A 26061-nucleotide genomic window follows, 5' to 3' on the forward strand; every position below is an offset into this window, starting at 1 on the left:
GGCCGGTCGGCCGAGACCACGAGTGCCGCCAGGGCGGTGGTGACCGGTACCGAGGCGACCAGACCGATCGAGCCCACCAGTGTGCGGACGATCTCCTCCGCGACGAGCTCACTGTTGGCGACGGTCCCCACGCTGCTCTGCGCGATGGAGAAGAGCAGCAGCAGCGGAAGCGCGGCGCCCGCATAGGCAAGGACAAGGGTGTTGACGACGGACGCGATGTGATCGCGGCCGATGCGGATGCCCGCGCGGTACAGCCCGCGCCAGCCCATCGTCGGATTGGCCTCATGCAGTTCCCAGACCGCCGACGTCTGCGTCACGGTCACGTCGTCGAGGACGCCGAGCGAGCCGATGATGACCCCGGCGAGCAGCAGACCGCTCATGTCGATCGACGGGTACAGACCGTGGATCAGGCCGGTGCTGTCGTCGGTGTTGCCGGTCAGCGCGGCCCAGCCGATGAACAGCGAGCCCAGGATGCCGATCAACACCAGGGAGATCAGTGTGCCGAGCACCGCCACCGATGTGCGTGCCGACAGGCCGTGACACATGTACAGGGCGATCAGCATGATGGCGCTCGACCCCACCACGGCCACGATCAGCGGGTTGGATCCCTGCAGGACGGCGGGAAGGATGAACAGGTTCAGCACCAGGAAGCTGATGGCCAGCGCGATCAGCGCCATGACGCCGCGCATCCGCCCGACGACCACGACGGCGAGTGCGAAGACAACGGCCAGCAGCGCCATCGGGAAGCCCCGGTTGACGTCGGTTACCGAGTACTGCAGTTCCCTCGGTGCGGAGGGCTCGTAGGCGACCACGACCTTCTCGCCCTGGTGCAACTGCCGTGACTGATCCGGCTGCACGATCTCGGTGAACGTACGCCCCTTGTCCTTGCCGGTGTCGACCCGGACCGTGGCCTCTTTGCAGGTGCCGGACGCATGGGACTGCGCGGAGGCGCCCTCGGCGGTCGAGGCGTCGCCGGTCGGCGTGCCTCCCGAGGCGTTCACCGACTTGCAGCTCACCGCCACCACCTTGGCGACCGTGGCCTGCTGCGTCTGCCGGTCGAAGCCCACACCGGTGCGCTCGTGCGACGGTGCGCCACCGGGCCAGAGCACCGCGAGCCCGACCACGACCGCGGCGGCGAACGGGATCAGAATCGCCGCGATGACCCTGCGCAGATGTCGGGAGACGGGTGCGGCCGGCCCATGGCTGTGGCTGTGTGAGTGTCCGTGCCCGCCACTGCTTCCGGGACCAGGGCCGTGGGGATGGTCGCCGCTCTCCGGTCCGCGGCCGTGTGGATGGCCGCCGCCTTCCGGCGGCCCGGGGCTGTGTCCGCGCCGTGGTTCGGGAGGAGGCTGGGGGGACTGCTGTGTCGTGGTCACCGCCAGATCATCGCAAGAGTGGCAGGGGCCCACTGTTCACCGCGCCACAGATGACGCTAGCGTTGAGGCACCTTTGCACACGCGGGAGCTCGGAGCACCGGGCTGAGAGGGCGCTGACCTTCGTCTTCGCGATGTTTCACGTGGAACGAGCGATGTTTCACATGAAACGTCGGCAGACGAGAACCGCTGCGTCGACCGCCGAACCTGTTACCGGGTAATGCCGGCGTAGGGAGTAGGTCTCATGACCAACAAGGACGCACGCACGCCTGCCTCCACGCAGAAGTCCAGCGACGGGGAGCAGACCGCTTCCCGCGGGGAGGCTGGGAAGTCCATCGGCTGGCACAAGGCGTATGTCGAGGGCTCACGCTCCGACCTTCGCGTGCCGGTCCGTCAGGTGCACCTCACCAACGGGCAGTCGGTCACGTTGTACGACACCTCGGGCCCGTACACCGATCCACTCGTCGACACCGATGTCCGCAGGGGCTTGTCGCCGCTGCGGGAGAACTGGATCATCGCCCGCGGCGACACCGAGGAGTACGCGGGCCGTCCCGTCCGTCCCGAGGACGATGGGATCAAGCACACTTCGCCGCGTGGGGGGCTGCGCAACCTGGACGCGGTGTTCCCGGGACGGCCGCGCCAGCCCCGACGCGGCCGTGACGGCCAGGCGGTGACGCAGCTCGCGTACGCGCGCCGCGGGGAGATCACGCCGGAGATGGAGTTCGTGGCGCTCCGGGAGAACGTGTCCCCGGAGATCGTGCGCGAAGAGATCGCGGCGGGCCGCGCGGTACTGCCGGCGAACGTCAACCACCCGGAGATCGAGCCGATGATCATCGGCAAGCGGTTCCTGGTGAAGGTCAACGCCAACATCGGCAACTCCGCGGTCACCTCTTCCATCGAGGAGGAGGTGGAGAAGATGACCTGGGCGACCCGTTGGGGCGCTGACACGGTCATGGACCTCTCCACCGGCCGCAACATCCACACCACCCGGGAGTGGGTGCTGCGCAACTCCCCCGTCCCCATCGGCACCGTGCCGCTCTACCAGGCCCTGGAGAAGGTAGACGGCAGGGCCGAGGAGCTGACCTGGGAGATCTACAAGGACACGGTCATCGAGCAGGCCGAACAGGGCGTGGACTACATGACGGTTCATGCCGGCGTGCGCCTGGCGTATGTGCCGCTGACCGCGAACCGCAAGACCGGCATCGTCTCGCGCGGCGGCTCGATCATGGCGGCCTGGTGCCTGGCGCACCACAAGGAGTCGTTCCTCTACGAGAACTTCGAGGAGCTCTGCGAGATCCTCGCCGCCTACGACGTCACGTACTCCCTCGGCGACGGCCTCAGGCCCGGCTCCATCGCGGACGCCAACGACGAGGCGCAGTTCGCGGAGTTGCGCACGCTCGGAGAACTCAACCGGATCGCCAGGCGTTTCAACGTGCAGACCATGATCGAGGGCCCGGGACACGTCCCGATGCACAAGATCAAGGAGAACATCGACCTTCAGCAGGAGATCTGCGATGAAGCTCCGTTCTATACGCTCGGTCCGCTGACGACGGACGTCGCTCCGGCGTACGACCACATCACCTCCGGCATCGGTGCCGCGATGATCGCCTGGTGGGGCACGGCCATGCTCTGCTACGTCACGCCCAAGGAGCACTTGGGCCTGCCTAACCGTGACGACGTCAAGACCGGCGTCATCACCTACAAGATCGCCGCCCACGCAGCCGACCTCGCCAAGGGGCACCCCGGTGCTCAGGAGTGGGACGACGCGCTGTCCGACGCCCGCTTCGAGTTCCGGTGGGAGGACCAGTTCAACCTCGCCCTCGACCCGGACACGGCACGGGAGTTCCACGACGAGACCCTCCCGGCGGAACCCGCCAAGACGGCCCACTTCTGCTCGATGTGCGGCCCCAAGTTCTGTTCGATGAAGATCTCGCAGGACATCCGGCGTGAACACGGCGCCGGCCGGAGCGAGATCGAGGAGGGCATGGCACAGAAGTCGAAGGAGTTCGCGGCAGGCGGGAACCGGGTGTATCTGCCGATCGCGGACTGATCTGTGGGTCAGCTGCTCGATGCGTGATCCAGTCCTGTCCGGCCCGGACACCTGCGTGCGGGCCGGACAGGCATCCGGAGCCTCGTCCAATGCCATCGGGACCAGTAACGAAAAGGACACGGTGTCACTTGGTTCGATCAAGATCCCTAGTGTGTCTTGCCTATGGCTGGGATTGATGTTGCCAACGGAGTAGCGGGCGCTGTCATCGGCATGCTGTTCGCCGTGCTGTTCCAGCAGCCGCTACAGGACGCCTGGTACCGGCTGCGCAGGCGTTCAGCGAGCGCGATCCGTGGTCTGGGGCGCAGGGAGGAAACGGGGCCCGCTTGGCGCACGTTCTCACTCGGCCCCTTGCAGACCTCCGCCTTGATCGTCGAAGGGGACGGACAATCTCCCATTCCTTCCGAGACCGTCTATGTTCACGTGCTCGACGACGAGGTGGAGCTGCCCTCGGGCATGCTGTCCTGGCGAGAGGAAATCGCTGCCGAGAGCGAGCGTTTGCGCGCAGAAGGACGCACTCCGGTATGGAATGGGCCACGGTATGCGGTCGAATCGTTCGACATCTCACGAACTGCTCTTGACGAGAAGCCCGAAGTCCATTTACGGCTGCGGCCGACCGACTACTACACTTTTCTGGCTGCTCAGCAACTCGATCGTCGGCTTCCGGACGGAAGCACCCCGCGTTCCCGTTATTTGAGCCCGGACGATCCTTTGAAGGCGCCACCTTTCCTGCAGTGCAGCTTCGCCGTCAACATAGCGGTCGTCACCGCCGATGACATGCTCGTGGTCAGCCAGCGCAGTGACCGGGTTCGTATGGCCCCGGGTGTATGGAACTCCTCCGTGAACGAGGGCTTGTCCCGGCACATCGACTCGTCGGGAAGGAGCGCACCGGATCTCCATGCCGTGTCGCGTCGAGGGATGCGCGAGGAACTCTCCCTGGAGCCGCACGAGTACTCACTCGACCTGCTGGCCTTCGTATTGGACATCGAGAAGCGCCACTGGAGTGGTCATTTCTATGCCAAGCTGAAAGATCTGAGGAGCTCAGACCTGCAAGCACGCATGAGCCGGGGTGTCGCGGACCGATGGGAGCATCAGACCATCGATTACGTCCCCTTCCGACCCGCAACGGTGGTCAGATACATGCTGCGGGGCGATCGCGTGCATCGGTGGGCGCCGTTGGCGCCCGCGTTGTTTCACCTCTCCCTCGTACACGCCTACAGCCGTACGCTTGTCGAACGAGTGGAGGCACAAATCATTCGACGCCTGTAGGGCCCTTTACTTCCCGATGTCGTCGATGAAGATCTCGCAGGAAATCCGGCGTGACCACGGCGCCGGCCGGAGCGAGATCCAGGAGGGCATGGCAGAGAAGTCGAAGGAGTTCGCGGCCGCAGGCAATCGGGTGTACCTGCCGATCGCCTACTGAGCGCGCGACTGATCGAGACGGTGGTCGTGCTGGTCCGGGGGCAGGTTTGTGCCTCCCGGACCAGCCGGTGCCGTAGCGGCCCGCCCCTGCGGGAGTCGGCCGGTGCGGCCCCGGGACGCTGGTCACTCCGGTTGGTGCTCCGGCCCTCCGAAGTCCGGACTGGTGAAGTCCGGGCTCGAGAAGCTCGGACGTGAGCTCGGTACACCGTCGTCGGGGCTGCTGAAGCCGGGCCGGTCGTAGCCGAGTTGCGGGATGCGGCCGCTCGGCCCCGAGGGGTCCGCACGCTGTGCGGCCGTGCCCGAGGCGGCGAGCGCTTCGCGCAGGAACGGCAGGATGCCGCGCTCGAGCAGGGCGTCGTGCCAGGCCTCCCTGGCCTGGGCGAGCTCCGCGCCGAGTGGGCCGTACGGTCCGGTCTCGGGCGAAGGGCGGTTGCGCAGCGCGGTGAGCAGCAGCCCGACGCCCGCGACGACGATCGCCGCTGCGGTCATGGCGCCGAACACCCAGCCCGCCGTGACCATGGTCTGCGCGAAGGCGGGGGCCGGGTCCAACATCTCCAGTATGTAGCCGACGAGCAGGAAGAGGGCCGCCGCGACTCCGGCGAGCACGGGGGCGAGGACCGCGACGACGGCACCCGCGCCCGCGCCGGTGGTCTCGGCGACTTCGCCCATGGTGGCGGCGAGCCCCGTCGCGGCCTCGCCGGGCTCCGTGGAGCCGGACGCGCCGAGGGACGAAGGGGTCGACGGCGCCGGCCGGCGCAGTTCCTCGCGGACCTTGACGTAGTGGTGGTACTCGGTCGCCGCCGCTGCCGTGATCAGAGCGGTGGCGCTGAGCGCCATGGTGCGCAGCTGTTCGGTGTTGAGCCGCTCGCCGACGGCGGCCAGTTCCGGGCGGTGTGGGGCGGAGCGCAGCGCCTCATCGAGGATCCGCTCGTAGTCCTGGCGGTCCTCGCTCAACAGGTGCTGCGGAACGCTGTTCATGTGCATCCCCCGATGCTCCGTAGGGCTTGGGGCTCGCATGGCGGCGAGCCGTCGGGCAGAAACGGAGGGGAGCCTGCTACGGATAAGCCGATGGTAGAGCCGTGACGGCGCGCGGTGACAGGGGGTTTTCACAAATTGGGTGCCGAGCTGCACGGACGCCCTGCGGGGGACGCCCGCGCGGCGAACGGTCAGGCGTCCAGCGGAAGTTGCCGGGCCAGCAGCTTCCCGGCCATGGTCACGCCGCCGTCCATCGCGATGGCCAGCCCGTCGGCGTAGACGTGCGGTCCCTCCACCACGGGACCCGCGGTGTCGTCGTCGTCCTCGGAGCCGACTTCGCCGAGCAGGTAGGGAATGGGGCTGTGGCCGTGAACGATGCGGGTGCCGCCGTACGTATCGAGGAGGGAACGCACGGCGTCGGCGCCGCCCTCGTCGCGGAAGGAGAAGCGCTTGGTGAACTTGCGGAACAGGTCCCAGCACTCGTCCGCGTCGTTGCGCGTGAGCGTCTCGCGGACGTTGTCGTTGACCTCTTCGATCGAGTGGCCGTAGTCGAGATAGGCGGTGGTGTCGGAGTGCACGAGCAGATAGCCGTCGACCTCCTCGACCGCGTCGAGGCGGGCCATCCACTGCAGGTGATGGTCCTGGAGACGGTCCATGTCGGACTTCTGGCCGCCGTTGAGCAGCCAGGCGGCCTGGAAGGTGGCGGTGCCGGCCCCGGAGTTGACGGGCGTGTCGCCGAACCGCTTGGCGCCCAGCAGCAGCAGCTCGTGGTTGCCCATGAGGGCCTTGCAGTAGCCGCCCGCCGCAGCGGCCTCGGCGGACAACCGCATCACCAGGTCGATGACGCCGATGCCGTCCGGACCGCGGTCGGTGAAGTCGCCGAGGAACCACAGCCGCGCGGTGCCCGCGCACCACTGGCCGGCGGAGTCGATGAGGCCCTGTTCCTGCAGGGCGGTGACCAGCTCGTCGAGGTAGCCGTGCACGTCGCCGACGACGTACAGCGGGCCGGGCCCGGTGGTGGGCTGCGAGGCCGGTGCGGGGGTGGGGTCCACGGTCACCTGGAGTGTGTCGCCACGGTTGATGACGGGCAGGTCGCGCTGGGTGGGCGTGTAGGCGTCCGGATAGCCGTCCTCGGCGGGGTGCGTGCTGTCGGCGTACGGACCGGTCTCGTTCACATACGCGGGTACCCGGAAGTCGCGCAGCGTCGCCGTCCGCTCCACTTCGGGTCCCTGACCGGCCCCCTGAGTCATCGACCCCTCCACCATCGCGCCGCACCTGCACCGCTTCGGACTGCCTGGTCGCAGCGGCCCGCGGTGTCGTGGGCCCATCATAGGAATGCGGATCGCGCCATGTGATGACCCAGGGGTGGTGAATCGGAGCAGGACTCGGTTTCACCGCGGCTTTCGCCCCGATTGGGCAGTCTTCGGCGGTCCCGCGACCGGCTGTCCCTACTGCTCCTCCGGTACGCGTGGCGGGCTGACGGTCGTGCGCGGGGAGCGCCGCTGGGACGAGGTGCGCACGATCAGCTCGGTCGGTATGACCTGCTCGACCGGGTGGTCCGAGGCGACCCCCTCGATCGCGTCGATGAGCAGTTGGACCACCGCCGTGCCGATGCGGCGCGGCTTCAGGGAGAGCGTGGTGATGGGCGGCTCGGTGTTGGCGTACACCGTGGACTCACTGCAGCAGACCAGCAGCAGGTCGTCGGGGACGCGCAGGCCGTAGCGGCGGGCGGCGGCGAGCAGGTCGGTGCCGTTCGGGTCGAACAGCCCGTAGACGGCGTCCGGCCGGTCGGGGCGGGCCAGCAGCCGGTCGGCGGCGACGGCGCCCGCGCACGGGTCGTGGGCGGGGTACGCCTCGTACACCGGGTCCTGGCCGACCCGCTCGCACCAGTGCAGGTAGGCGGTGGTCGACAGGTGTGTGTAGGTGTCCGTGGTGGTGCCGGTGAGCAGGCCGATGCGGCGAGCGCCGGCCTCGGCGAGGTGGTCGAGGATGTCGAGCACGGCCGCCTCGTGGTCGTTGTCCACCCAGGCGGTGACCGGGAGCGAGCCGGCCGGGCGGCCGTCGCTGACCACCGGTAGACCCTGCCGGACCAGTTCGCTGACGACCGGGTCCTGGTCGGAGGGGTCGATGACGACCGTGCCGTCCAGGGCGACGTTCGACCACACGTCGTGGCGTGAGGTCGCGGGGAGGATCACGAGGGCGTAGCCGCGGGCGAGCGCGGCGGAGGTGGCGGCACGGGCCATCTCGGCGAAGTACGCGAACTCGGTGAAGGTGAAAGGTTCATCCCCGTACGTCGTCACGGTCAGGCCGATGAGGCCCGACTTGCCGGTACGGAGGGTGCGAGCGGCGGCCGAGGGGCGGTACCCCAGCCGGTCGGCGACCTCGCGGACATGGCGTCGGGTGGCGTCCGGGAGCCGGCCCTTGCCGTTGAGGGCGTCGGAGACGGTCGTGATGGAGACTCCGGCGGCGGCGGCCACGTCTCTGATGCCCGCCCGGCCCGGCCGGCTGCCTCGACGTGAGGTTTCCGCGCGGCTCACCTGGTGCTTCCCTGCTGCTGTCATGGCGAGCCGATAGTAGGGCTCATGCGGTGGGGTAGTGCGGACGCATATGCATGCGTTGACAGGCACGTTTCTGCATGGTCGTTGATGCTCAACTACCTTAGAAAACAAGTAAGTTATGCGTTGTGATGCCAGGACATGATGTGGTGGCGCGTGTGGACCTGGCGAGTCTGTGAGGTCTCGAAGAGGTCTCAACTCACCTTCACGGGGGATGCGCGCCACGGCGCGAGCCACCGGCGCGTAGATATATGTGTGACGCGCCCCCTAATTCGTACATATTCGTACGCTGATGCCGCTGATGCCTATGTGACAGAGGAGGTCGGGGACCGGGCGGGAGTGATGGCTCCCGACCCATACGCACGGGCGCCCAATCCTCATAAGGTGTGCAGTATTGGAAGCCGGTGTGGCCCTGAGGAGGACTGTGGTGAGCGAGATGAGCCCGAAGCTGCGCGCCGAGCTGGAGGGTATCCCCACCTACAAGCCGGGCAAGCCCGCCGCGGCAGACGGTCCGGCGGCGTACAAGCTGTCCTCCAACGAGAACCCGTACCCGCCGCTGCCGGGCGTCATGGAGACGGTGACGGCCGCCGCCTGCTCCTTCAACCGGTACCCGGACATGGCGTGCACCGCCCTGACCAGCGAGCTGGCCGAGCGCTTCGGGGTACCGGCCGCTCACGTGGCCACCGGCACCGGCTCCGTCGGTGTCGCCCAGCAGCTGATCCAGGCCACCAGCGGCCCCGGTGACGAGGTCATGTACGCCTGGCGGTCCTTCGAGGCCTATCCGATCATCACGCAGATCAGTGGTGCCGCATCGGTGAAGGTGCCGCTGACGCCGGGCGATGTGCACGACCTGGACGCGATGGCGGACGCGGTCACCGACCGCACCCGGCTGATCTTCGTCTGCAACCCGAACAACCCGACCGGCACGGTGGTCCGTCGGGCCGAGCTGGAACGCTTCCTCGACCGGGTGCCCGGCGATGTGCTGGTGGTGCTCGACGAGGCCTACCGCGAGTTCATCCGCGACACCGAGGTGCCGGACGGCGTGTCGCTGTACCGCGAGCGGCCGAACGTCTGTGTGCTACGTACCTTCTCCAAGGCCTACGGCCTCGCCGGGCTGCGGGTGGGCTTCGCGATCGCCCATGAGCCGGTGGCGGCGGCGCTGCGCAAGACGGCGGTGCCCTTCGGTGTGAGCCAGTTGGCGCAGGAGGCGGCGATCGCCTCGCTGCGTGCCGAGGACGAGCTGTTCGGCCGGGTGGGCTCGCTGGTGTGCGAGCGGACGCGCGTGGTCGACGCGCTGCGCGCACAGGGCTGGACGGTGCCCGAGACGCAGGCCAACTTCGTGTGGCTGCGGCTGGGGGAGCGCACGGTCGCCTTCGCCCAGGCGTGTGAGCAGGCGGGCGTGGTCATCCGTCCGTTCCCGGGTGAGGGTGTACGGGTGACCATCGGGGAGACCGAGGCGAACGACATCTTCCTGAAGAGCGCGGAAGCGTTCCGCAAGGAGGCCTGAGCGGCCGGCCCGGTCTGGCTCCGGTCTTCTGATCTCTTCCGGTTCTCGAGCGCGTCTCTCTTCCAGTCCTCGAGAGGTTCCACTAGCCCTCGAGAGGTTCCACGCGCACCGGGTCGCCGGCGCGCACCGTCGCCAGGCGGTGGGGGGTCGCCGTCGATCCGGCCGAGGACGTTGCACGGGCTCGCGAGGCGGCACTCGTCGCCTCGCGAGATCGGCGTGGGCCCGTACGGCAGGGCCAGCGCGTCACCGTCGATCCAGTAGGCGACCGTGCCGGGATCGACGACCTGCCGGGCGTCCGTTTCACATGTGACGGAGACGCCGGTGTCGAAGTAGACCTCCTCGCCCCAGGTTCGGGCCGTGGAGACCAGCGGCAGCTGCTTGGCGAGGGCCCGGGTGGTCGGGGTGTCGTCGAGGGTCGCGGTGAGGTGTCCCGCGGCCAGGAAATCCGTATCTGCATGAGGCGCAATTCAACAATCTGTTGAAGTCCTTGCCAAGGGCTTGACGTCGAGGCGAAGGGGGACCCCCGGGTCCCGCGTCGAAAATCGGTGCGTCATAATTGCTTGTGAATGTGAACGCGTTCACAAGCTAGTCCGATTGCTGCCTTGTTGTGTGGGACACACCGGGGCAAACCGCCGCCGTGACCACGGCGACGTAAGGAGAGTGACGACGTGAACCTGGCTTTGGCGCCGGAGACACTGGCGCGCTGGCAGTTCGGCATCACGACCGTCTACCACTTCCTGTTCGTTCCCCTGACGATCTCCCTGGCCGCCCTGACGGCCGGGCTGCAGACCGCCTGGGTGCGCACGGAGAAGGAGAAGTACCTCAGAGCGACCAAGTTCTGGGGCAAGCTCTTCCTGATCAACATCGCCATGGGCGTGGTCACCGGCATCGTGCAGGAGTTCCAGTTCGGCATGAACTGGTCGGACTACTCCCGCTTCGTAGGTGACATATTCGGTGCCCCGCTCGCCTTCGAGGCGCTGATCGCGTTCTTCTTCGAGTCCACGTTCATCGGGCTGTGGATCTTCGGCTGGGACAAGCTCCCCAAGAAGATCCACCTGGCGTGCATCTGGATGGTGTCGCTCGGCACGATCCTCTCGGCGTACTTCATCCTCGCGGCCAACTCGTGGATGCAGCACCCCGTCGGCTACCGCATCAACAAGGCCAAGGGCCGCGCCGAACTCACCGACTTCTGGGCCGTCCTGACCCAGAACACCGCACTCAGCCAGGCCTTCCACACCCTCTCCGCGGCCTTCCTCACCGGTGGCGCCTTCATGGTCGGCATCGCCGCCTACCACCTCCTGCGCAAGAAGCACGTGCGCGCGATGAAGACCTCGCTGCGGCTGGGCCTGGTCACGGTCGCCATCGCCGGACTGCTCACCGCGGTCAGCGGTGACACCCTCGGCAAGGTCATGTTCAAGCAGCAGCCGATGAAGATGGCCGCCGCCGAGGCTCTGTGGGACGGACAGAAGCCGGCCCCGTTCTCGGTCTTCGCCTACGGCAACGTGGAGAAGGGCCACAACACGGTCGCGATCGAGATACCCGGCCTGCTGTCCTTCCTGGCCGACGACAACTTCAGCTCCTACGTCCCCGGCATCAACGACGTCAACAAGGCCGAGCAGCAGAAGTACGGCCCCGGCGACTACCGGCCCAACATCCCCGTCACCTTCTGGGGCTTCCGCTGGATGATCGGATTCGGCATGGCGTCCTTCGCCATCGGCCTGGCCGGACTCTGGCTCACCCGCAAGAGGTTCATGCTGCCGCAGCATCTGAGGGTCGGCGAGGACGAGGTGCCGCACCTGGTCCTGTTCAAGAACAAGGCGCTCGGTCCGCAGCTGACGAGGTGGTACTGGCGGATAGCCATCTGGACCCTGGCCTTCCCGCTGATCGCCAACTCCTGGGGTTGGATCTTCACCGAGATGGGCCGTCAGCCGTGGGTCGTCTACGGCGTGCTGCAGACCCGGCACGCGGTCTCCCCCGGTGTCTCCCAGGGCGAGGTCCTCACCTCCATGACCGTCTTCACGCTGCTCTACGCCATCCTCGCCGTCGTCGAGGTGAAGCTGCTCGCGAAGTACGTCAAGGCCGGCCCGCCCGAACTCACGGAGGCCGACCTCAATCCGCCCACGAAGATCGGCGGCGACGTCCGTGACGCCGACAAGCCGATGGCCTTCTCGTACTAGGCCGAGGGAGGCACAGTCATGGAACTGCACGACGTCTGGTTCATCCTCATAGCCGTCCTGTGGACCGGCTACTTCTTCCTGGAGGGCTTCGACTTCGGGGTCGGTGTCCTCACCAAGCTGCTCGCCCGGAACCGGCCGGAGAAGCGGGTTCTGATCAACACCATCGGGCCGGTGTGGGACGGCAACGAGGTCTGGCTGCTCAGCGCCGGTGGAGCGACCTTCGCCGCCTTCCCCGAGTGGTACGCCACGCTCTTCTCGGGCTTCTACCTGCCGCTGCTGGTCATCCTGGTCTGTCTGATCGTGCGGGGCGTCGCCTTCGAGTACCGGGCCAAGCGGCCCGAGGAGAACTGGCAGCGCAACTGGGAGAACGCGATCTTCTGGTGCTCGCTGATCCCCGCGTTCCTGTGGGGCGTGGCCTTCGGCAACATCGTGCGCGGCGTGCGGATCGACCGGAACCTCGAGTACGTCGGCACCATCGGCGACCTGCTCAACCCGTACGCGCTCCTCGGCGGCCTGGTCACGCTGACGCTGTTCACCTTCCACGGTGCGGTGTTCACGGCGCTGAAGACCGTCGGCGACATTCGGGAGCGGGCGCGCAGGCTGGCCCTGCGTGTGGGTCTCGTGACGGCGGTCGTGGCTCTGGCCTTCCTGCTGTGGACGCAGGCCCACTCGGGCAACGGCCGAAGCCTGGTGGCGCTGGTCGTGGCGGTGGTGGCCTTGGTGGCCGCGCTGGTGGCCAATCAGATGGGGCGGGAAGGGTGGTCGTTCGGCCTGTCCGGCGTCACCATCGTGGCCGCCGTGGCGATGCTCTTCCTGTCGCTCTTCCCGAACGTCATGCCGTCCACGCTCGATGCGGACTGGAGCCTGACGGTCACCAACGCCTCGTCCAGCCCCTACACCCTGAAGATCATGACCTGGTGTGCCGGGATCGCCACGCCGATCGTCCTGCTCTACCAGGGGTGGACGTACTGGGTGTTCCGCAAGCGGATCGGCACGCAGCACATAGCCGAGGCCGCGCACTGAGTCCGACCGGGGTGTGTTTCACGTGAAACGCACCCCTCTGGACCGAAGGGCATGTTTCACGTGAAACCGATCGATTCGCGTCTCCTCCACTACGCCAGGGCCACCCGGCTCTTCCTGATGGCCGTCGTCGGCCTGGGGGCCCTGGGCGCGGGCCTTGTCATCGCGCAGGCCATGCTCATCGCACAGGTGGTGGTCGGCGCCTTCCAACACCGGATGACGGTCGGCGAACTCCGTACTCCCCTGTTGCTGTTGGTGGCCGTCGCCTGCGGGCGCGCGCTGGTCTCCTGGCTCACCGAGCTTGCCGCGCACCGGGCGAGCGCGGCGGTGAAGTCCGAACTGCGCGGCCGGTTGCTGGACCGCGCGGCGGCGCTGGGACCCGGATGGCTGAGCGGGCAGCGGACCGGCTCACTGGTCGCGCTGGCGACACGGGGTGTCGACGCCCTGGACGACTACTTCTCGCGCTATCTGCCGCAGTTGGGGCTCGCGGTGGTCGTCCCCGTGGCAGTGCTGGCGCGGGTCGTCACCGAGGACTGGGTGTCGGCGGCCATCATCGTCGGCACCCTCCCGCTCGTCCCCGTCTTCATGATGCTGATCGGCTGGGCCACGCAGTCCCACATGGACCGCCAGTGGCGGCTGCTGTCCCGGCTCTCCGGGCACTTCCTGGACGTGGTGGCGGGCCTGCCGACCCTGAAGGTCTTCGGCCGCGCCAAGGCGCAGGCGGCGTCGATCCGGCGCATCACCGGCGAGTACCGGCGCGCGACCATGCGCACCCTGCGGATCGCGTTCCTGTCCTCCTTCGCACTGGAGCTGCTGGCCACGCTGTCGGTGGCCCTGGTCGCCGTGACGATCGGCATGCGGCTCGTGAGCGGGGAGATGGACCTGTACATCGGCCTGGTCATCCTCGTCCTCGCGCCGGAGGCCTACCTGCCGCTGCGCCAGGTCGGTGCGCAGTACCACGCCGCTGCGGAGGGACTGGCGGCCGCCGAGGAGATCTTCGCCGTGCTGGAGACACCGCTGCCGGAGTCCGGCACGGCGGCCGTCTCCTCCGGAGCGCTGGCCTTCGAGAGCGTGAGCGTCCGCTATCCCGGACGATCCGTGGACGCCGTGACCAAGGTGTCGTTCGCCGTGCGGCCGGGGGAGACGGTCGCGCTCGTCGGGCCGAGCGGCGCCGGCAAGTCGACACTGCTGAACGTCCTGCTGGGCTTCGTCCGGCCCACCGGAGGCCGGGTGCGCGTCGGGAGCGCCGATCTCGCCGACCTCGACCTGGAGCAGTGGCGGTCGCTCATCGCCTGGGTGCCACAGCGGCCGCACCTGTACGCCGGGACGATCGCCGAGAACGTACGGCTGGCACGGCCCGACGCGGACGAGAGCGCCGTACGCGGGGCGCTGGCCGACGCCGGTGCGCTGGAGTTCGTCGACGCCCTGCCGGGCGGAGCGGAGACCGTGCTCGGAGAGGACGGCGCCGGGCTCTCCGCAGGGCAGCGGCAGCGGCTCGCGCTCGCGCGTGCCTTCCTCGCGGACCGGCCGGTCCTGCTGCTCGACGAACCGACCGCCGCGCTGGACGGAGCGACGGAGGCCGAGGTCGTGGAGGCGGTACGGCGGCTGTCGGCCGCGCGGACGGTGCTGCTCGTCGTCCACCGGCCGGCTCTGCTGGGGGTCGCGGACCGGGTGGTGCGGCTGGACGGCGCCGAGTCGTCCGAGCCGGTGCGTGGCGCGGTGGTGCCCGCGAGCCGTCCGGCATCTCCGGCGGAGGCGGTGCCCGAAGACGTCCCGGTACCGGGCGGTGCACCCGGGAACGAGCCTGGACGGAGGGCAGGCAGCGTCCTCGCCCGGGTCCGTGCGATGTCCGGCCCCCGGCGTGGTCGCCTCGCCCTCGCCCTGCTCCTCGGCAGCCTCGCCCTCGGCAGCGCCGTCGGACTCATGGCCACCTCCGGCTGGCTCATCTCCCGGGCTTCGCAGCATCCGCCCGTCCTCTACCTGATGGTGGCCGTCACGGCGACACGGGCCTTCGGTATCGGCCGGGCGGTGTTCCGGTACGCCGAACGGCTGGTGTCCCATGACGCGGTGCTGCGGATGCTCGCGGACACGCGAGTGGCCGTCTACCGGCGCCTGGAGCGGCTCGCACCCGCCGGGCTGCACCGACTGCGCAGGGGGGATCTGCTGACGCGGCTCGTCGCCGACGTGGACGCGCTGCAGGACTACTGGCTGCGCTGGCTGCTGCCCGCAGGTGCGGCACTGACGGTGTCCGTCGCCTCCGTCGCCTTCACCACCTGGCTGCTGCCCGAGGCAGGTGCCGTGCTCGCCGCCGGGCTGCTCGCCGCCGGCGCCGGTGTCCCGCTGGTCACCGGTGCGGTGGCCCGCCGTGCCGAGCGGCGGCTGGCCCCCGCACGCGGCGCCCTCGCGACCCGGGTGACCGACCTGCTGACCGGGACCGCCGAACTGACGGTCGCCGGTGCGCTGCCCGCCCGTGCCGCCGAGGCGCGGCTGGCCGACAGCGCGCTCACCCGGATCGCCTCGCGCGCGGCCACCGCCACCGCGCTCGGTGACGGGCTCACCGCTCTGGTCTCCGGGCTGACCGTCGCGGCGGCGGCCCTCGTCGGCGCCCAGGCGGTCGTCGACGGGCGGCTGGGCGGGGTGGCCATGGCCGTCGTGGTCCTCACTCCGCTGGCCGCCTTCGAAGCGGTCCTCGGCTTGCCGCTCGCCGTGCAGTACCGGCAGCGGGTGCGCCGCAGCGCGGAGCGCGTGCAGGAGGTGCTGGACGCACCCGAGCCCGTCCGCGAGCCCGAGCGGCCCCGGCAGGCGCCCATCTCGCCGTTCCCGCTCACCGTCAGGGATCTGACGGCCCGGCACGCGGCGCAGGAGCGGGACGCGCTCGCCGGGCTGGAGCTGACCCTGGAGATGGGCCGAAGGGTGGCCGTGGTCGGGCCGTCCGGATCCGGCAAGACGACGCTCGCACAGGTGCTGCTGCGATTCCTCGATCCGAGGGCGGGCACCTATACGCTCGGTGGTGTCGACGCCTGCGCACTGGACGGTGACGACGTGCGACGGCTCGTCGGGCTGTGCGCACAGGACGCGCACCTCTTCGACAGCTCGGTGCGGGAGAACCTGCTGCTCGCGAAGAAGGACGCCACCGAGAGCGAGCTGCGTGACGCGCTCGCGCGGGCCCGTCTGCTGGACTGGGCCGAGACCCTGCCCGACGGGCTCGACACGCTCGTCGGTGAGCACGGCACACGGCTGTCCGGTGGCCAGCGGCAGCGGCTCGCCCTGGCCCGGGCGCTGCTCGCTGACTTCCCGGTCCTCGTCCTGGACGAGCCCGCCGAGCACCTGGACCTGCCGACCGCCGACGCGCTCACCGCCGATCTGCTGGCCGCCACCGAGGGGCGTACGACACTGCTCATCACCCACCGTCTGGCCGGACTGGAGGCGGTGGACGAGGTGATCGTGCTGGACGAGGGCCGTGTGGTCCAGCGAGGGCCGTACGCGGAGCTGGCGGCCCTTCCCGGACCGCTGCGGCGGATGGTCGAGCGGGAAGCGGCGACGGAACTGCTGGTGGGGGCGTGGTAGAGGGTGGCTCTCGCCGGCCTCCGACTTCGCCAGGTGCCTCAGTCGCCAGGTGCTCGTCCGGCGCCCCGTCGGTTCGGCCCTCCGGCCGTCCGGTCCTCCGGCGGTTCGGTGCCTCTTGTGGTCCGTCCTCCGTCGTCCGGGGCGGCGGAGGACTACGGCCGCTCCCCCAGCAGCCGCTCGATCACGACCGCGACACCGTCCTCGTTGTTGGCGGCCGTGCGGCCGGACGCCGCGGCGATCGCATCGGGATGGGCGTTGCCCATGGCGTAGGACTGGCCGGCCCAGGTGAGCATCTCGACGTCGTTCGGCATGTCGCCGAAGGCGACGACCTCCTCGTGCGAGATGCCGCGCTCGGCACAGCACAGGGCCAGCGTGCTGGCCTTGGAGACGCCCGGACCGCTGATCTCCAGCAGGGCGCTGGGACTGGAACGAGTGATGGTGGCGCGCTCTCCGACAGCGAGGCGGGCGACGGTGAGGAAGGCGTCCGGGTCCAGCGTCGGGTGGTGGGCGAGGATCTTCAGGATCGGCTGCTCGGCGGCGGCGCCGTCCGGTGTCAGCAGCTCCTCGGCGGGAGCGAGGTCGTCCGGTACCTCCATGTGCAGCTTCGGGTAGTCCGGTTCCTGGTAGAAGCCGTACGTCTGCTCGATCGCGTAGGCCGTGCCGGGCGCCGCCTCGCGCACCAGCCGTATGGCGTCCAGCGCGTTCTCCCGGGCCAGTTCGCGGATCTTCACGAAGCGGTGCGTGCCTGGGCCGCCGTGCAGGTCGACCACGGCGGCGCCGTTGCCGCAGATCGCCAGGCCATGGCCGTGCACATGGTCGCTGACCACGTCCATCCAGCGGGCCGGGCGGCCGGTGACGAAGAACACCTCGATACCGGCTTCCTCGGCGGCGGCGAGGGCGGCGACCGTGCGCGACGACACGGACTTGTCGTCGCGCAGCAGCGTTCCGTCGAGATCAGTGGCGATCAGCCGTGGTGGAACAGCGGGAGCACCTCCCGGCACGAGCGAGGTCGAGAGCTTGGCAGAGGGGGGCTCGGGCTGTCGCGTCGCTGAGGTCACCGGGTCATTCTTCCGCATATGCCCGCACGGCCGTGCGACACTGCGCACATTTGAGGGCGTCGCCTCGGTCACGTCAGCTGGGCCGGCGCTTCCATGGCGATCCGCTCGAACACCTTCTCGTCCGCGGCGAAGTCCGAGTCGGGGATCGGCCAGTGGATCACGATCTCGGTGAACCCGAGCTCTTGATGGCGGCCCGCGAAGTCGACGAACGCGTCGAGGGACTCCAGCGGACGTCCGCGGTCGGGCGTGAAGCCGGTCAGCAGGATCTTGTCGAGACCGGAGACGTCGCGGCCGATCGCGGCACACGCGTCGGCGAGCTTCTGGGCCTGGCCGCGAAGGGCCTGCACCGACTGCTCAGGCGTGCCGTTCTCGAACAGCTTCGGGTCGCCCGTGGTCACCCACGCCTGCCCGTACCGGGCGGCCAGCCGCAGCCCGCGCGGGCCGGTGGCGGCCACCGCGAACGGCAGCCGCGGGCGCTGGACGCAGCCGGGAACGTTGCGGGCCTCGTGCGCCGAGTAAAAATCGCCCTCGTACGACACGCCCTCCGGGCCGTCCTCGGTCAGCAGCCGGTCGAGCAGCGGTACGAATTCGGCGAAGCGATCGGCGCGCTCACGCGGGGTCCAGGGCTCCTGCCCGAGCACCGTGGCGTCGAAGCCGGTGCCGCCCGCGCCGATGCCGAGTGTGACCCGGCCGCCGGAGATGTCGTCGAGCGAGATCAATTCCTTGGCGAGAGTGACCGGGTGCCGGAAGTTGGGAGAGGTGACCAGGGTCCCCAGGCGGAGCCGTTCGGTCGCGGTCGCGGCGGCGGTCAGCGTCGGCACCGCACCGAACCACGGACCGTCCCGGAAGCTGCGCCACGACAGGTGGTCGTAGGTGTAGGCGGTGTGGAAGCCCAACTGCTCGGCACGCGCCCATGCCGAACGGCCGCCCTCGTGCCAGCGGCGGTAGGGAAGGATCACGGTGCTCAGGCGCAGAGTCATGCCCCCGAGCCTAAGCGGCCACCACTGTTTCACGTGAAACAGTCACCGTACTCGGTCGTTCAGTCACGAGTGAGGGCCGAGCATCGGGATGTGCTCCGTGTACGTCCGGTCACCGGGCAGCGGTACGACCATGCGGTAGCCGGGCGGGAAGCGCCGCCCTTCGACGTAGGCCAGGCCGTCGAGGACGGAGCGGAGAAAGGCGGGGACGTCGTCGCGGGGCAGATCGAGGAACTCGACGCCCTCGACGGTGATCAGTGCGTCGTCCTCCGGGTAGAGCCGCACGGTCATCCGGGGCAGGCCACCGAATTCGAGGAAGGCCTCGTGCGGGAGCGAGCCGTCCGGCTCGGTGGTCACGCCGATGCCCGCGGCGCTGCGACGGGAGATCTGGTCGGCACCGATGTCGTGGGTCACCTCGATCTCGCGCGCGTACTCGACGGCGATGGAGCGGCAGGCGGTGACGGCGGCCTCGGTCGTGGGGAGGTGGCGGTCCATGAGACCGATCATGTCAACCCGCGTCAGTGGCTTGAGGGAAACCGCAGGTACCGCGGCGGTACGGCCTTCGTCAGCCAGACGCCGTTGGCGCTGACGTGGAAGACATGGCCGTCCCGGTGCATGGCGGAGGCGTCGACGGCGAGAACGACGGGGCGCCCACGACGGGCGCCGACGCGGGTCGCGGTCTCCCGGTCCGGTGAGAGATGTACGTCGTGGCGGTTCATGGGCAGCAGACCCTCGGCGTGTATCGCCTCCAGATTGCGCGCCACGGTGCCGTGGTAGAGGTACGGCGGCGGGATCGCCGCGGGCAGCCCGAGATCGACGTCGATGGTGTGGCCCTGGCTGGCGCGGATGCGGTCGCCCTCGATCGCGAAGCGCTGTTTGTCGTTGGCGGCGACCACGTGGTCCAGTTCCTCGCGGGTGAACCGGAAACCGTGGGCGGCAGCCGCCTCGATCAGCGCGTCAATCCCCACCCAACCGCCCTCGTCCAGCGTGAGCCCGATCCTCCCGGGCTGGTGGCGGAGGTGCCGGGAGAGGTACTTCGACACCTTGACGGTGCGTCTTTCGTCCATGCCACCAGCGTGCGGGAGAGACGAGCGTCACGCAGGTCTTTTTCACTTCGGAGGTTTGATCCACAGCCAAGCAGCGTTATCCACAAGAGAATGGGCGATCCTGTGGACAACTAACCGTGGAGCGAAGGGCTTTCGCCCGATCCGACTGCTCAAGGCGGCGGTACGGCCATAACTCACAATCGTGGCTGTACCCGCGCCAGCCTGCGCAGCGCCCGCGGAGTGAAACGGGACATCGCGTGGAAGAGACGCGCCTCCGGGGTCACCGGTACCACCGCCTCGTTGCGGACGACCGCGCGCAGGATCGCGTCGGCGACCTTCTCCGGCGGAAAGTTGCGCAGCCCGTACAGCCTGGCGGTGCGCTTCTGGCGGCGTTTCTCCTCCTCCGCGTCGACGCCCGCGAAGCGTGCCGTCGACGTGATGCCGGTGTTGACGAAGCCGGGACAGATCGCCGTGACGCCGATCCCCTGCCCGGCCAGCTCCGCGCGCAGGCACTCGCTGAGCATCAGCACCGCCGCCTTGGAGGTGCTGTAGGCCGGCAGCGCCCTGGAGGGCTGGTACGCGGCCGCGGACGCGGTGTTGACGATGTGGCCGCCCTGCCCGCGCTCGGCCATCTGCCCGCCGAAGAGCCGGCAGCCGTGGATCACGCCCCACAGATTGACGTCGAGGACCTTCTTCCAGTCCTCCACCGAGTGGTCGAAGAAGGAGCCGGACAGACCGATGCCCGCGTTGTTCACGAGGACGTCCACCACGCCGTACTCGGCGGCGACCTTCTCCGCCAGCTTCTCCATGGCCTGCTCGTCGGAGACGTCCACGGCCTCCGCCCAGGCGGCCGGCGCGCCGAGCGGCAGGGCCAGCTCGGCGGTGCGGGCGGCGGCCTCGGCGTCCCGGTCCACGGCCACCACGCGCGCGCCGGCCTCGGCGAACGCGAACGCCGTGGCCCGCCCGATGCCGCTGCCCGCGCCGGTGACCAGGACGAGCTGCCCGGCGAAGCGGTCGGCGTACGCACCGGTGGCGGCGGGCTGCGGCAGTCCGTCCTCGTTCGCGGTCACGAACTCCGCGATCCAGGCGGCCAGCTGGTCGGGCCGGGTGCGCGGGATCCAGTGCTTGGCGGGAAGCGTGCGACGCACCAGCCGCGGAACCCACTGGTCCAGGTCGTCGTAGAGCCGCTCGGACAGGAACGCGTCCTGCACCGGGGTGATGAGCTGGACCGGGACGTGCGCGCGGGCGTCCGTCAGCGGCCTGCGCAGCCGGGACCGCACGTTGTCCCGGTACAGCCAGGCTCCGTGCGCCGCGTCCCGGGGCAGGGACGGGGTCGGATAGTCGCCGCCGGGCACCTTCTCGACGCGTCGCAGGATCTTCGGCCAGCTCCTGCCGAGCGGACCGCGCCAGGCCAGCTCCGGCAGCACCGGCGTGTGCAGCAGGTACACGTACCAGGACTTGGCGCCCTGGCCGAGGAGCTGGCCCACCCGGCGCGGAGTGGGGCGCCTGAGGCGTGCGTTGATCCAGTGGCCGAAGTGGTCGAGCGACGGGCCGGACATGGAGGTGAAGGAGGCGATCCGGCCCCGGGTGCGCTGGACGGTGGCGAACTCCCAGGACTGCACCGAGCCCCAGTCGTGCCCCACCAGGTGCACCGGGCGGTCGGGGCTGACGGCGTCCGCGACCGCCAGGAAGTCGTCGGTGAGCTTCTCCAGGGTGAACCCGCCCCGCAGCGGCCGCGGTGCGGTGGAGCGGCCGTGGCCCCGGACGTCGTACAGCACGACGTGGAGTCCGCAGGGGCCGGCGAGGCGCTCGGCCACCTCGGACCAGATCTCCTTGCTGTCCGGGTAGCCGTGCACCAGGACGACCGTCGGCTGCCGCGGATCACCCAGCTCGGCCACGCACAGCTCGACCCCGCCGGTGTGCACCCGGCGTTCCCGCGCGCCCTTCAGCGGCGTCACGTGCGTCACCTCTCCTCCGCCCAGCGCCGCGGTCGCGGCGAATCGTCGTGCTGATGGTCGTACTGCCGTATGGCACTGCGCGTGCATCGCGTTACGTACCAGTAACCAACCCGACGTGGGCGACTGTGGCAGTTGTTAGACGGATCGTCAATAGGGTCGGACGACCTTGGGTGGACCCGGCTCCACCCGGCGTTGTGAGACCTCAGGGCATGACCCCTAGGGTTCCCGTAATACTGGAGTCGGACGCCGAAACGGCTCTGGGGTCTGACGACGTGCGTGGCGCGGGTCACTACCGTCGAAGACGTGACTGTGATCGCGACCGAAAGCCTGAGCAAGCGGTTCCCCCGGGTGACCGCGCTTGACCGGCTCTCCGTGGACGTCGGACCCGGTGTGACCGGACTCGTCGGCGCCAACGGAGCCGGCAAGTCCACACTGATCAAGATCCTGCTGGGTCTGTCCCCCGCCACGGAGGGCCGCGCCGAGGTGCTCGGCCTCGACGTCGCCACCAAGGGCGCCGCCATCCGCGAGCGCGTCGGCTACATGCCGGAACACGACTGCCTGCCGCCCGACGTCTCGGCCACCGAGTTCGTCGTCCACATGGCGCGCATGTCAGGCTTGCCGCCCGCCGCCGCGCGCGAGCGCACCGCCGACACGCTGCGCCATGTCGGACTGTACGAGGAGCGCTACCGCCCCATAGGCGGCTACTCCACCGGCATGAAGCAGCGCGTCAAGCTCGCCCAGGCCCTGGTGCACGACCCGCAGCTGGTCTTCCTCGACGAGCCGACCAACGGCCTCGACCCGGTCGGCCGCGACGAGATGCTCGGCCTGATCCGCCGTGTCCACACCGACTTCGGCATCTCGGTCCTGGTCACCTCCCACCTGCTGGGCGAGCTGGAGCGCACCTGCGACCACGTCGTCGTCATCGACGGCGGCAAGCTCCTGCGTTCCAGCTCCACCACCGACTTCACCCAGACCACGACCACCCTCGCGATCGAGGTCACCGACAGCGACGAGCACCCCGACGGCACCCGCGCGGTGCGCGACGCGCTCCACGCGCGCGGGGTGCAGACCGAGGACGGCACCGGCCTGCCGGGCGCGGGACACGTCCTGCTGCTCACCGCGCAGGGCGAGGAGACGTACGACCTGGTGCGGGACGTGATCGCGGACCTCGGCCTCGGCCTGGTGCGCATGGAACAGCGCCGGCACCACATCTCGGAGGTCTTCCGGGACGACGAACAGCGCGACGGACAGCGGAAGGAGGCGGTCGGCCATGGCAGTTGAGCAGCCCATGCGAGCGCCCGTCACGTCGTCGGGTGACCAGACCCGCATCCACAACATCGGCTACCGCACCTACGACGGCCCCCGCCTCGGCCGTGCCTACGCCCGCCGTTCGCTGTACTCGCAGTCCCTGCGCGGCGCCTACGGCCTCGGCCGCTCGGTGAAGTCCAAGGTGCTGCCGATGCTGCTGTTCGTGGTGATGTGCGTGCCCGCGGCCATCATGGTCGCCGTGGCGGTCGCCACCAAGGCCAAGGACCTGCCCGTCGACTACACGCGTTACGCCATCATCATGCAGGGCGTGATCAGCCTGTACGTCGCCTCACAGGCACCCCAGTCCGTCTCGCGCGACCTGCGCTTCAAGACCGTGCCGCTGTACTTCTCGCGGCCCATCGAGACGGCCGACTACGTCCGCGCCAAGTACGCGGCGCTGGCCTCGGCCATGTTCGTCCTGACCGCCGCACCGCTGCTCGTGCTCTACGTCGGGTCGCTGCTGGCCAAGCTGGACTTCGCCGACCAGACCAAGGGATTCGCACAGGGACTCGTTTCCGTGGCACTGCTCTCACTGCTCTTCGCCGGCATCGGCCTGGTCATCGCCGCCGTCACCCCGCGCCGCGGCTTCGGCATAGCGGCCGTGATCGCCGTGCTGGTCATCTCCTACGGCGCGGTCTCCACCCTCCAGGCCATCGCGGACGCCCAGAACAACACCAGCGCGATCCCCTGGATCGGGCTGTTCTCGCCGGTCACCCTGATCGACGGCGTGCAGACCGCCTTCCTGGGCGCGACCTCCGCGGCCCCCGGCGCCGTCGGCCCCGGCACCGGACAGGGCGTCGTCTACGTCCTCGTCCTCCTGGGCCTCATCGCCGCCGCCTACGGCCTTCTGCTGCGCCGCTACAAGAAGGTGGGACTGTGACCACGCCCGGCCCGTCGCCCGCCACGACCCTTCCAAGGAATGGGCTGCGTCCATGACCACTCTTTCCATCGACCACGTCTCCCGCTGGTTCGGCAACGTGGTCGCCGTCAACGACATCACCATGACGATCGGCCCCGGTGTCACCGGCCTGCTCGGCCCGAACGGCGCCGGGAAGTCCACGCTGATCAACATGATGGGCGGCTTCCTCGCCCCCTCCACCGGCTCCGTCACCCTCGACGGGCAGCCGGTGTGGCGCAACGAGCAGATCTACAAGCACATCGGCGTCGTCCCCGAGCGGGAGGCGATGTACGACTTCCTCACCGGCCGCGAGTTCGTCGTCGCCAACGCCGAGCTGCACGGCCTCGGGGCCAAGGCGGCACAGAAGGCGCTGGCCACGGTCGAGATGGAATACGCGCAGGACCGGAAGATCTCCACCTACTCCAAGGGCATGCGCCAGCGTGTGAAGATGGCGAGCGCCCTCGTGCACGACCCGTCCCTGCTCCTGCTGGACGAGCCGTTCAACGGCATGGACCCGCGCCAGCGCATGCAGCTGATGGACCTGCTGCGGCGCATGGGCGACGAGGGCCGCACGGTGCTGTTCTCCTCCCACATCCTGGAGGAGGTCGAGCAGCTCGCCCGGCACATCGAGGTGGTCGTCGCCGGGCGGCACGCGGCCAGCGGCGACTTCCGCAAGATCCGGCGCCTGATGACCGACCGACCGCACCGCTACCTGGTGCGCTCCAGCGACGACCGCGCCCTCGCGGCCGCGCTGATCGCCGATCCCTCGACGTCCGGCATCGAGGTCGACCTCGCCGAGGGCGCGCTGCGCATTCAGGCCGTCGACTTCGGCCGCTTCACGACCCTGCTGCCGCGAGTGGCCCGGGACCACGGCATCCGGCTGCACACGGTCTCGCCGTCCGACGAGTCCCTCGAGTCCGTCTTCTCGTACCTGGTCGCGGCGTAGGAGGCCGAAGATGTACGACCCCACAGTCGCCCGGCTCACCTACCGGGCCCTGCTCGGCCGTCGCCGGGCCCTCATCCTCGGCGCGCTGCCGCTGCTGCTGATCGTCATCGCCGTGGTCGTCCGCGCGCTGACCGGTGCCGACGACCAGACCGCGGTGAACGTCCTGGGCGGGTTCGCGCTCGCCACCATGGTGCCGATCATCGGCGTCATCGCCGGTACCGGCGCGATCGGCCCGGAGATCGACGACGGCTCGGTGGTGTACCTGCTGTCCAAGCCGCTGAAGCGGCCGACGATCATCTTCACCAAGCTGATCGTGGCGATCGCGGTGACCATGGTGTTCTCGGCGGTCCCCACGCTGGTCGCCGGGCTGATCCTCAACGGCAACGGGCAGCAGATAGCGGTGGCCTACACGGTGGCCGCGCTGGTCGCCTCCATCGCCTACGCGGCGCTGTTCCTGCTGCTGGGCACCGTCTCCCGGCACGCGGTGGTCTTCGGCCTGGTCTACGCGCTGGTCTGGGAGGCGCTGTTCGGCTCCCTGGTGCCCGGAGCGCGCACCCTGAGCATCCAGCAGTGGGCCCTGGCCGTGGCGCACAAGGTCGCGGGCGGTGACCTGGTCACCTCCGACGTCGGGCTGCCGACGGCGATGGTGCTGCTGGTACTCGTGACCGTGCTGGCCACCTGGTACGCCGGGCAGAAGCTGCGGGCCCTGACCCTGGCCGGCGAGGAGTGAGGCCCCGCCCCCGTCAAGGCCGGGCGATCCTCGCCCGGCCTTGACGGGGGCTTCACCTGTGAGTGTGCACACTGGGCAAAGCGGACGAACGACCTGGAGGACGGGGATGGCGCGCGAGAGGCCGGAACACGACGGCCGGGAAGGGACCGGCGACGACTGGGACGACGTGATCCTCGACGCGGACTTCATACGGTCCGCCGAGACCGCCGAGCCGTCCGCCCGGGCCCGTATGCTCGCCGCACGCTGGCGCCGCGAGGCGCCCGAGCCGCAGCCCTGGCGTTCCGACGAGCCGCCCGCGGGCTGGTTCTTCAGCAAGGTGCGCCGCCGCAGGTGGCGGCGGCGCTGACCGGACCGTGGGCGGCCGGGCGACGGGCCCGGGGCGCAGTGCGCGAGCCGGTGGGCAGCCGCTAATTCAGTGGCGTCGACGTCGCTCGCCACGGCACAGTGGTGGTGTCCGCAGCGCCGGGGCGAGCCGGCGCCACGTTCTGGGAGAGGAA

General features: G+C 69.5%; 21 protein-coding genes and 1 pseudogene. 12 read left to right on the forward strand and 10 right to left on the reverse strand.

The window, feature by feature from the left end; genetic code table 11:
• Positions 1-1376: YibE/F family protein (locus BZY54_RS34775; RefSeq protein ID WP_086729337.1), on the reverse strand; the 1376-nt coding region annotated here is incomplete at its 3' end.
• A 241-nt stretch (positions 1377-1617) separates the two neighbouring features.
• Between BZY54_RS34775 and thiC the strand changes: the two genes are divergently transcribed.
• From thiC to BZY54_RS54850, 3 genes are all read left to right on the forward strand, one after another.
• Complete coding sequence (gene thiC, locus BZY54_RS34780; RefSeq protein ID WP_086729311.1) at positions 1618-3423, forward strand: phosphomethylpyrimidine synthase ThiC; 1806 nt, start codon at positions 1618-1620, stop codon at positions 3421-3423.
• 162 nt (positions 3424-3585) lie between these two features.
• The gene (locus BZY54_RS34785; RefSeq protein WP_086729312.1) at positions 3586-4689 is read left to right on the forward strand and encodes a hypothetical protein; all 1104 of its coding nucleotides are present in this window, start codon (positions 3586-3588) and stop codon (positions 4687-4689) included.
• 25 nt (positions 4690-4714) lie between these two features.
• A complete protein-coding gene (locus tag BZY54_RS54850) occupies positions 4715-4843 on the forward strand; it encodes a hypothetical protein (RefSeq protein ID WP_279634730.1) in 129 nt (42 codons plus the stop codon).
• Between the two features lie 122 nt (positions 4844-4965).
• On the opposite strand, the gene BZY54_RS34795 is transcribed toward BZY54_RS54850, so the two are convergent.
• From BZY54_RS34795 to BZY54_RS34805, 3 genes are all read right to left on the reverse strand, one after another.
• Entirely contained in the window at positions 4966-5826 is an 861-nt protein-coding gene (locus tag BZY54_RS34795; protein WP_086729313.1) for a hypothetical protein, read from the reverse strand.
• A gap of 182 nt (positions 5827-6008) precedes the next feature.
• Positions 6009-7082, reverse strand: a complete 1074-nt coding sequence (locus tag BZY54_RS34800; protein WP_086729314.1) for a metallophosphoesterase — start codon at positions 7080-7082, stop codon at positions 6009-6011.
• A 183-nt stretch (positions 7083-7265) separates the two neighbouring features.
• Entirely contained in the window at positions 7266-8378 is a 1113-nt protein-coding gene (locus BZY54_RS34805) for a LacI family DNA-binding transcriptional regulator (protein ID WP_086729315.1), read from the reverse strand.
• A gap of 421 nt (positions 8379-8799) precedes the next feature.
• Here BZY54_RS34805 and hisC point away from each other — a divergent pair, with 421 nt between their 5' ends.
• Positions 8800-9879, forward strand: a complete 1080-nt coding sequence (gene hisC, locus BZY54_RS34810) for a histidinol-phosphate transaminase (RefSeq protein WP_086729316.1) — start codon at positions 8800-8802, stop codon at positions 9877-9879.
• An 82-nt stretch (positions 9880-9961) separates the two neighbouring features.
• On the opposite strand, the pseudogene BZY54_RS34815 reads toward hisC, so the two are convergent.
• Positions 9962-10336, reverse strand: a pseudogene (locus tag BZY54_RS34815) (cyclophilin-like fold protein).
• Positions 10337-10547: 211 nt separating this feature from the next.
• Here BZY54_RS34815 and BZY54_RS34820 point away from each other — a divergent pair.
• Genes BZY54_RS34820 through cydD form a run of 3 tightly spaced genes read left to right on the forward strand, consistent with a single transcriptional unit; the run spans position 10548 to position 16643 of the window.
• On the forward strand, positions 10548-12056 hold the full coding sequence (locus BZY54_RS34820) for a cytochrome ubiquinol oxidase subunit I (RefSeq protein ID WP_086729317.1): 1509 nt from the start codon (positions 10548-10550) through the stop codon (positions 12054-12056).
• 18 nt (positions 12057-12074) lie between these two features.
• Positions 12075-13079, forward strand: a complete 1005-nt coding sequence (cydB, locus tag BZY54_RS34825; protein ID WP_086729318.1) for a cytochrome d ubiquinol oxidase subunit II — start codon at positions 12075-12077, stop codon at positions 13077-13079.
• Positions 13080-13130: 51 nt separating this feature from the next.
• Positions 13131-16643 (forward strand): thiol reductant ABC exporter subunit CydD, encoded by a 3513-nt coding sequence (cydD, locus tag BZY54_RS34830; protein WP_086729319.1) that lies wholly within the window; start codon positions 13131-13133, stop codon positions 16641-16643.
• Positions 16644-16795: 152 nt separating this feature from the next.
• Here cydD and BZY54_RS34835 read toward each other — a convergent pair whose 3' ends face one another.
• From BZY54_RS34835 to BZY54_RS34855, 5 genes are all read right to left on the reverse strand, one after another.
• The gene (locus BZY54_RS34835; RefSeq protein WP_208640864.1) at positions 16796-17719 is read right to left on the reverse strand and encodes a Cof-type HAD-IIB family hydrolase; all 924 of its coding nucleotides are present in this window, start codon (positions 17717-17719) and stop codon (positions 16796-16798) included.
• Positions 17720-17769: 50 nt separating this feature from the next.
• A complete protein-coding gene (locus BZY54_RS34840) occupies positions 17770-18681 on the reverse strand; it encodes an LLM class flavin-dependent oxidoreductase (RefSeq protein ID WP_086729321.1) in 912 nt (303 codons plus the stop codon).
• A gap of 63 nt (positions 18682-18744) precedes the next feature.
• Positions 18745-19185 (reverse strand): hypothetical protein, encoded by a 441-nt coding sequence (locus tag BZY54_RS34845; RefSeq protein ID WP_086729322.1) that lies wholly within the window; start codon positions 19183-19185, stop codon positions 18745-18747.
• An 11-nt stretch (positions 19186-19196) separates the two neighbouring features.
• A complete protein-coding gene (locus BZY54_RS34850) occupies positions 19197-19745 on the reverse strand; it encodes an RNA 2'-phosphotransferase (RefSeq protein ID WP_086729323.1) in 549 nt (182 codons plus the stop codon).
• A 173-nt stretch (positions 19746-19918) separates the two neighbouring features.
• Entirely contained in the window at positions 19919-21682 is a 1764-nt protein-coding gene (locus BZY54_RS34855) for an SDR family oxidoreductase (RefSeq protein WP_086729338.1), read from the reverse strand.
• 309 nt (positions 21683-21991) lie between these two features.
• Between BZY54_RS34855 and BZY54_RS34860 the strand changes: the two genes are divergently transcribed.
• The 5 genes from BZY54_RS34860 (at position 21992) to BZY54_RS34880 (ending at position 25910) form a co-directional block, all read left to right on the forward strand.
• Entirely contained in the window at positions 21992-22963 is a 972-nt protein-coding gene (locus BZY54_RS34860; protein ID WP_086729324.1) for an ABC transporter ATP-binding protein, read from the forward strand.
• Positions 22953-23870, forward strand: coding sequence for an ABC transporter permease subunit (locus BZY54_RS34865; RefSeq protein WP_086729325.1), 918 nt, complete (start codon positions 22953-22955; stop codon positions 23868-23870). Before BZY54_RS34860 ends, BZY54_RS34865 begins: the two co-directional genes overlap by 11 nt.
• Positions 23871-23922: 52 nt before the next feature.
• On the forward strand, positions 23923-24834 hold the full coding sequence (locus BZY54_RS34870) for an ABC transporter ATP-binding protein (protein ID WP_086729326.1): 912 nt from the start codon (positions 23923-23925) through the stop codon (positions 24832-24834).
• 10 nt (positions 24835-24844) lie between these two features.
• A complete protein-coding gene (locus BZY54_RS34875) occupies positions 24845-25564 on the forward strand; it encodes an ABC transporter permease (RefSeq protein ID WP_086729327.1) in 720 nt (239 codons plus the stop codon).
• 106 nt (positions 25565-25670) lie between these two features.
• Positions 25671-25910, forward strand: coding sequence for an SGM_3592 family protein (locus BZY54_RS34880; RefSeq protein WP_086729328.1), 240 nt, complete (start codon positions 25671-25673; stop codon positions 25908-25910).
• Positions 25911-26061: the final 151 nt, after the last annotated feature.

The sequence above is a fragment of the Streptomyces carpinensis genome (assembly GCF_002154505.1).
GTDB classification, from domain to species: Bacteria; Actinomycetota; Actinomycetes; order Streptomycetales; family Streptomycetaceae; genus Streptomyces; species Streptomyces carpinensis.

Bases quoted from the DNA above. Each gene is read 5' to 3' on its own strand.
- BZY54_RS34785 (WP_086729312.1), top strand. From the start codon at position 3,586: ATGGCTGGGATTGATGTTGCCAACGGAGTAGCGGGCGCTGTCATCGGC.
- BZY54_RS34845 (WP_086729322.1), bottom strand. From the start codon at position 19,185: ATGATCGGTCTCATGGACCGCCACCTCCCCACGACCGAGGCCGCCGTC.
- cydD (WP_086729319.1), top strand. From the start codon at position 13,131: ATGTTTCACGTGAAACCGATCGATTCGCGTCTCCTCCACTACGCCAGG.
- BZY54_RS34840 (WP_086729321.1), bottom strand. From the start codon at position 18,681: ATGACTCTGCGCCTGAGCACCGTGATCCTTCCCTACCGCCGCTGGCAC.
- BZY54_RS34800 (WP_086729314.1), bottom strand. From the start codon at position 7,082: ATGGTGGAGGGGTCGATGACTCAGGGGGCCGGTCAGGGACCCGAAGTG.
- BZY54_RS34835 (WP_208640864.1), bottom strand. From the start codon at position 17,719: ATGCGGAAGAATGACCCGGTGACCTCAGCGACGCGACAGCCCGAGCCC.
- BZY54_RS34865 (WP_086729325.1), top strand. From the start codon at position 22,953: ATGGCAGTTGAGCAGCCCATGCGAGCGCCCGTCACGTCGTCGGGTGAC.
- BZY54_RS34795 (WP_086729313.1), bottom strand. From the start codon at position 5,826: ATGCACATGAACAGCGTTCCGCAGCACCTGTTGAGCGAGGACCGCCAG.
- BZY54_RS34880 (WP_086729328.1), top strand. From the start codon at position 25,671: ATGGCGCGCGAGAGGCCGGAACACGACGGCCGGGAAGGGACCGGCGAC.
- thiC (WP_086729311.1), top strand. From the start codon at position 1,618: ATGACCAACAAGGACGCACGCACGCCTGCCTCCACGCAGAAGTCCAGC.
- BZY54_RS34875 (WP_086729327.1), top strand. From the start codon at position 24,845: ATGTACGACCCCACAGTCGCCCGGCTCACCTACCGGGCCCTGCTCGGC.
- BZY54_RS54850 (WP_279634730.1), top strand. From the start codon at position 4,715: ATGAAGATCTCGCAGGAAATCCGGCGTGACCACGGCGCCGGCCGGAGC.
- BZY54_RS34805 (WP_086729315.1), bottom strand. From the start codon at position 8,378: ATGACAGCAGCAGGGAAGCACCAGGTGAGCCGCGCGGAAACCTCACGT.
- BZY54_RS34870 (WP_086729326.1), top strand. From the start codon at position 23,923: ATGACCACTCTTTCCATCGACCACGTCTCCCGCTGGTTCGGCAACGTG.
- BZY54_RS34850 (WP_086729323.1), bottom strand. From the start codon at position 19,745: ATGGACGAAAGACGCACCGTCAAGGTGTCGAAGTACCTCTCCCGGCAC.
- cydB (WP_086729318.1), top strand. From the start codon at position 12,075: ATGGAACTGCACGACGTCTGGTTCATCCTCATAGCCGTCCTGTGGACC.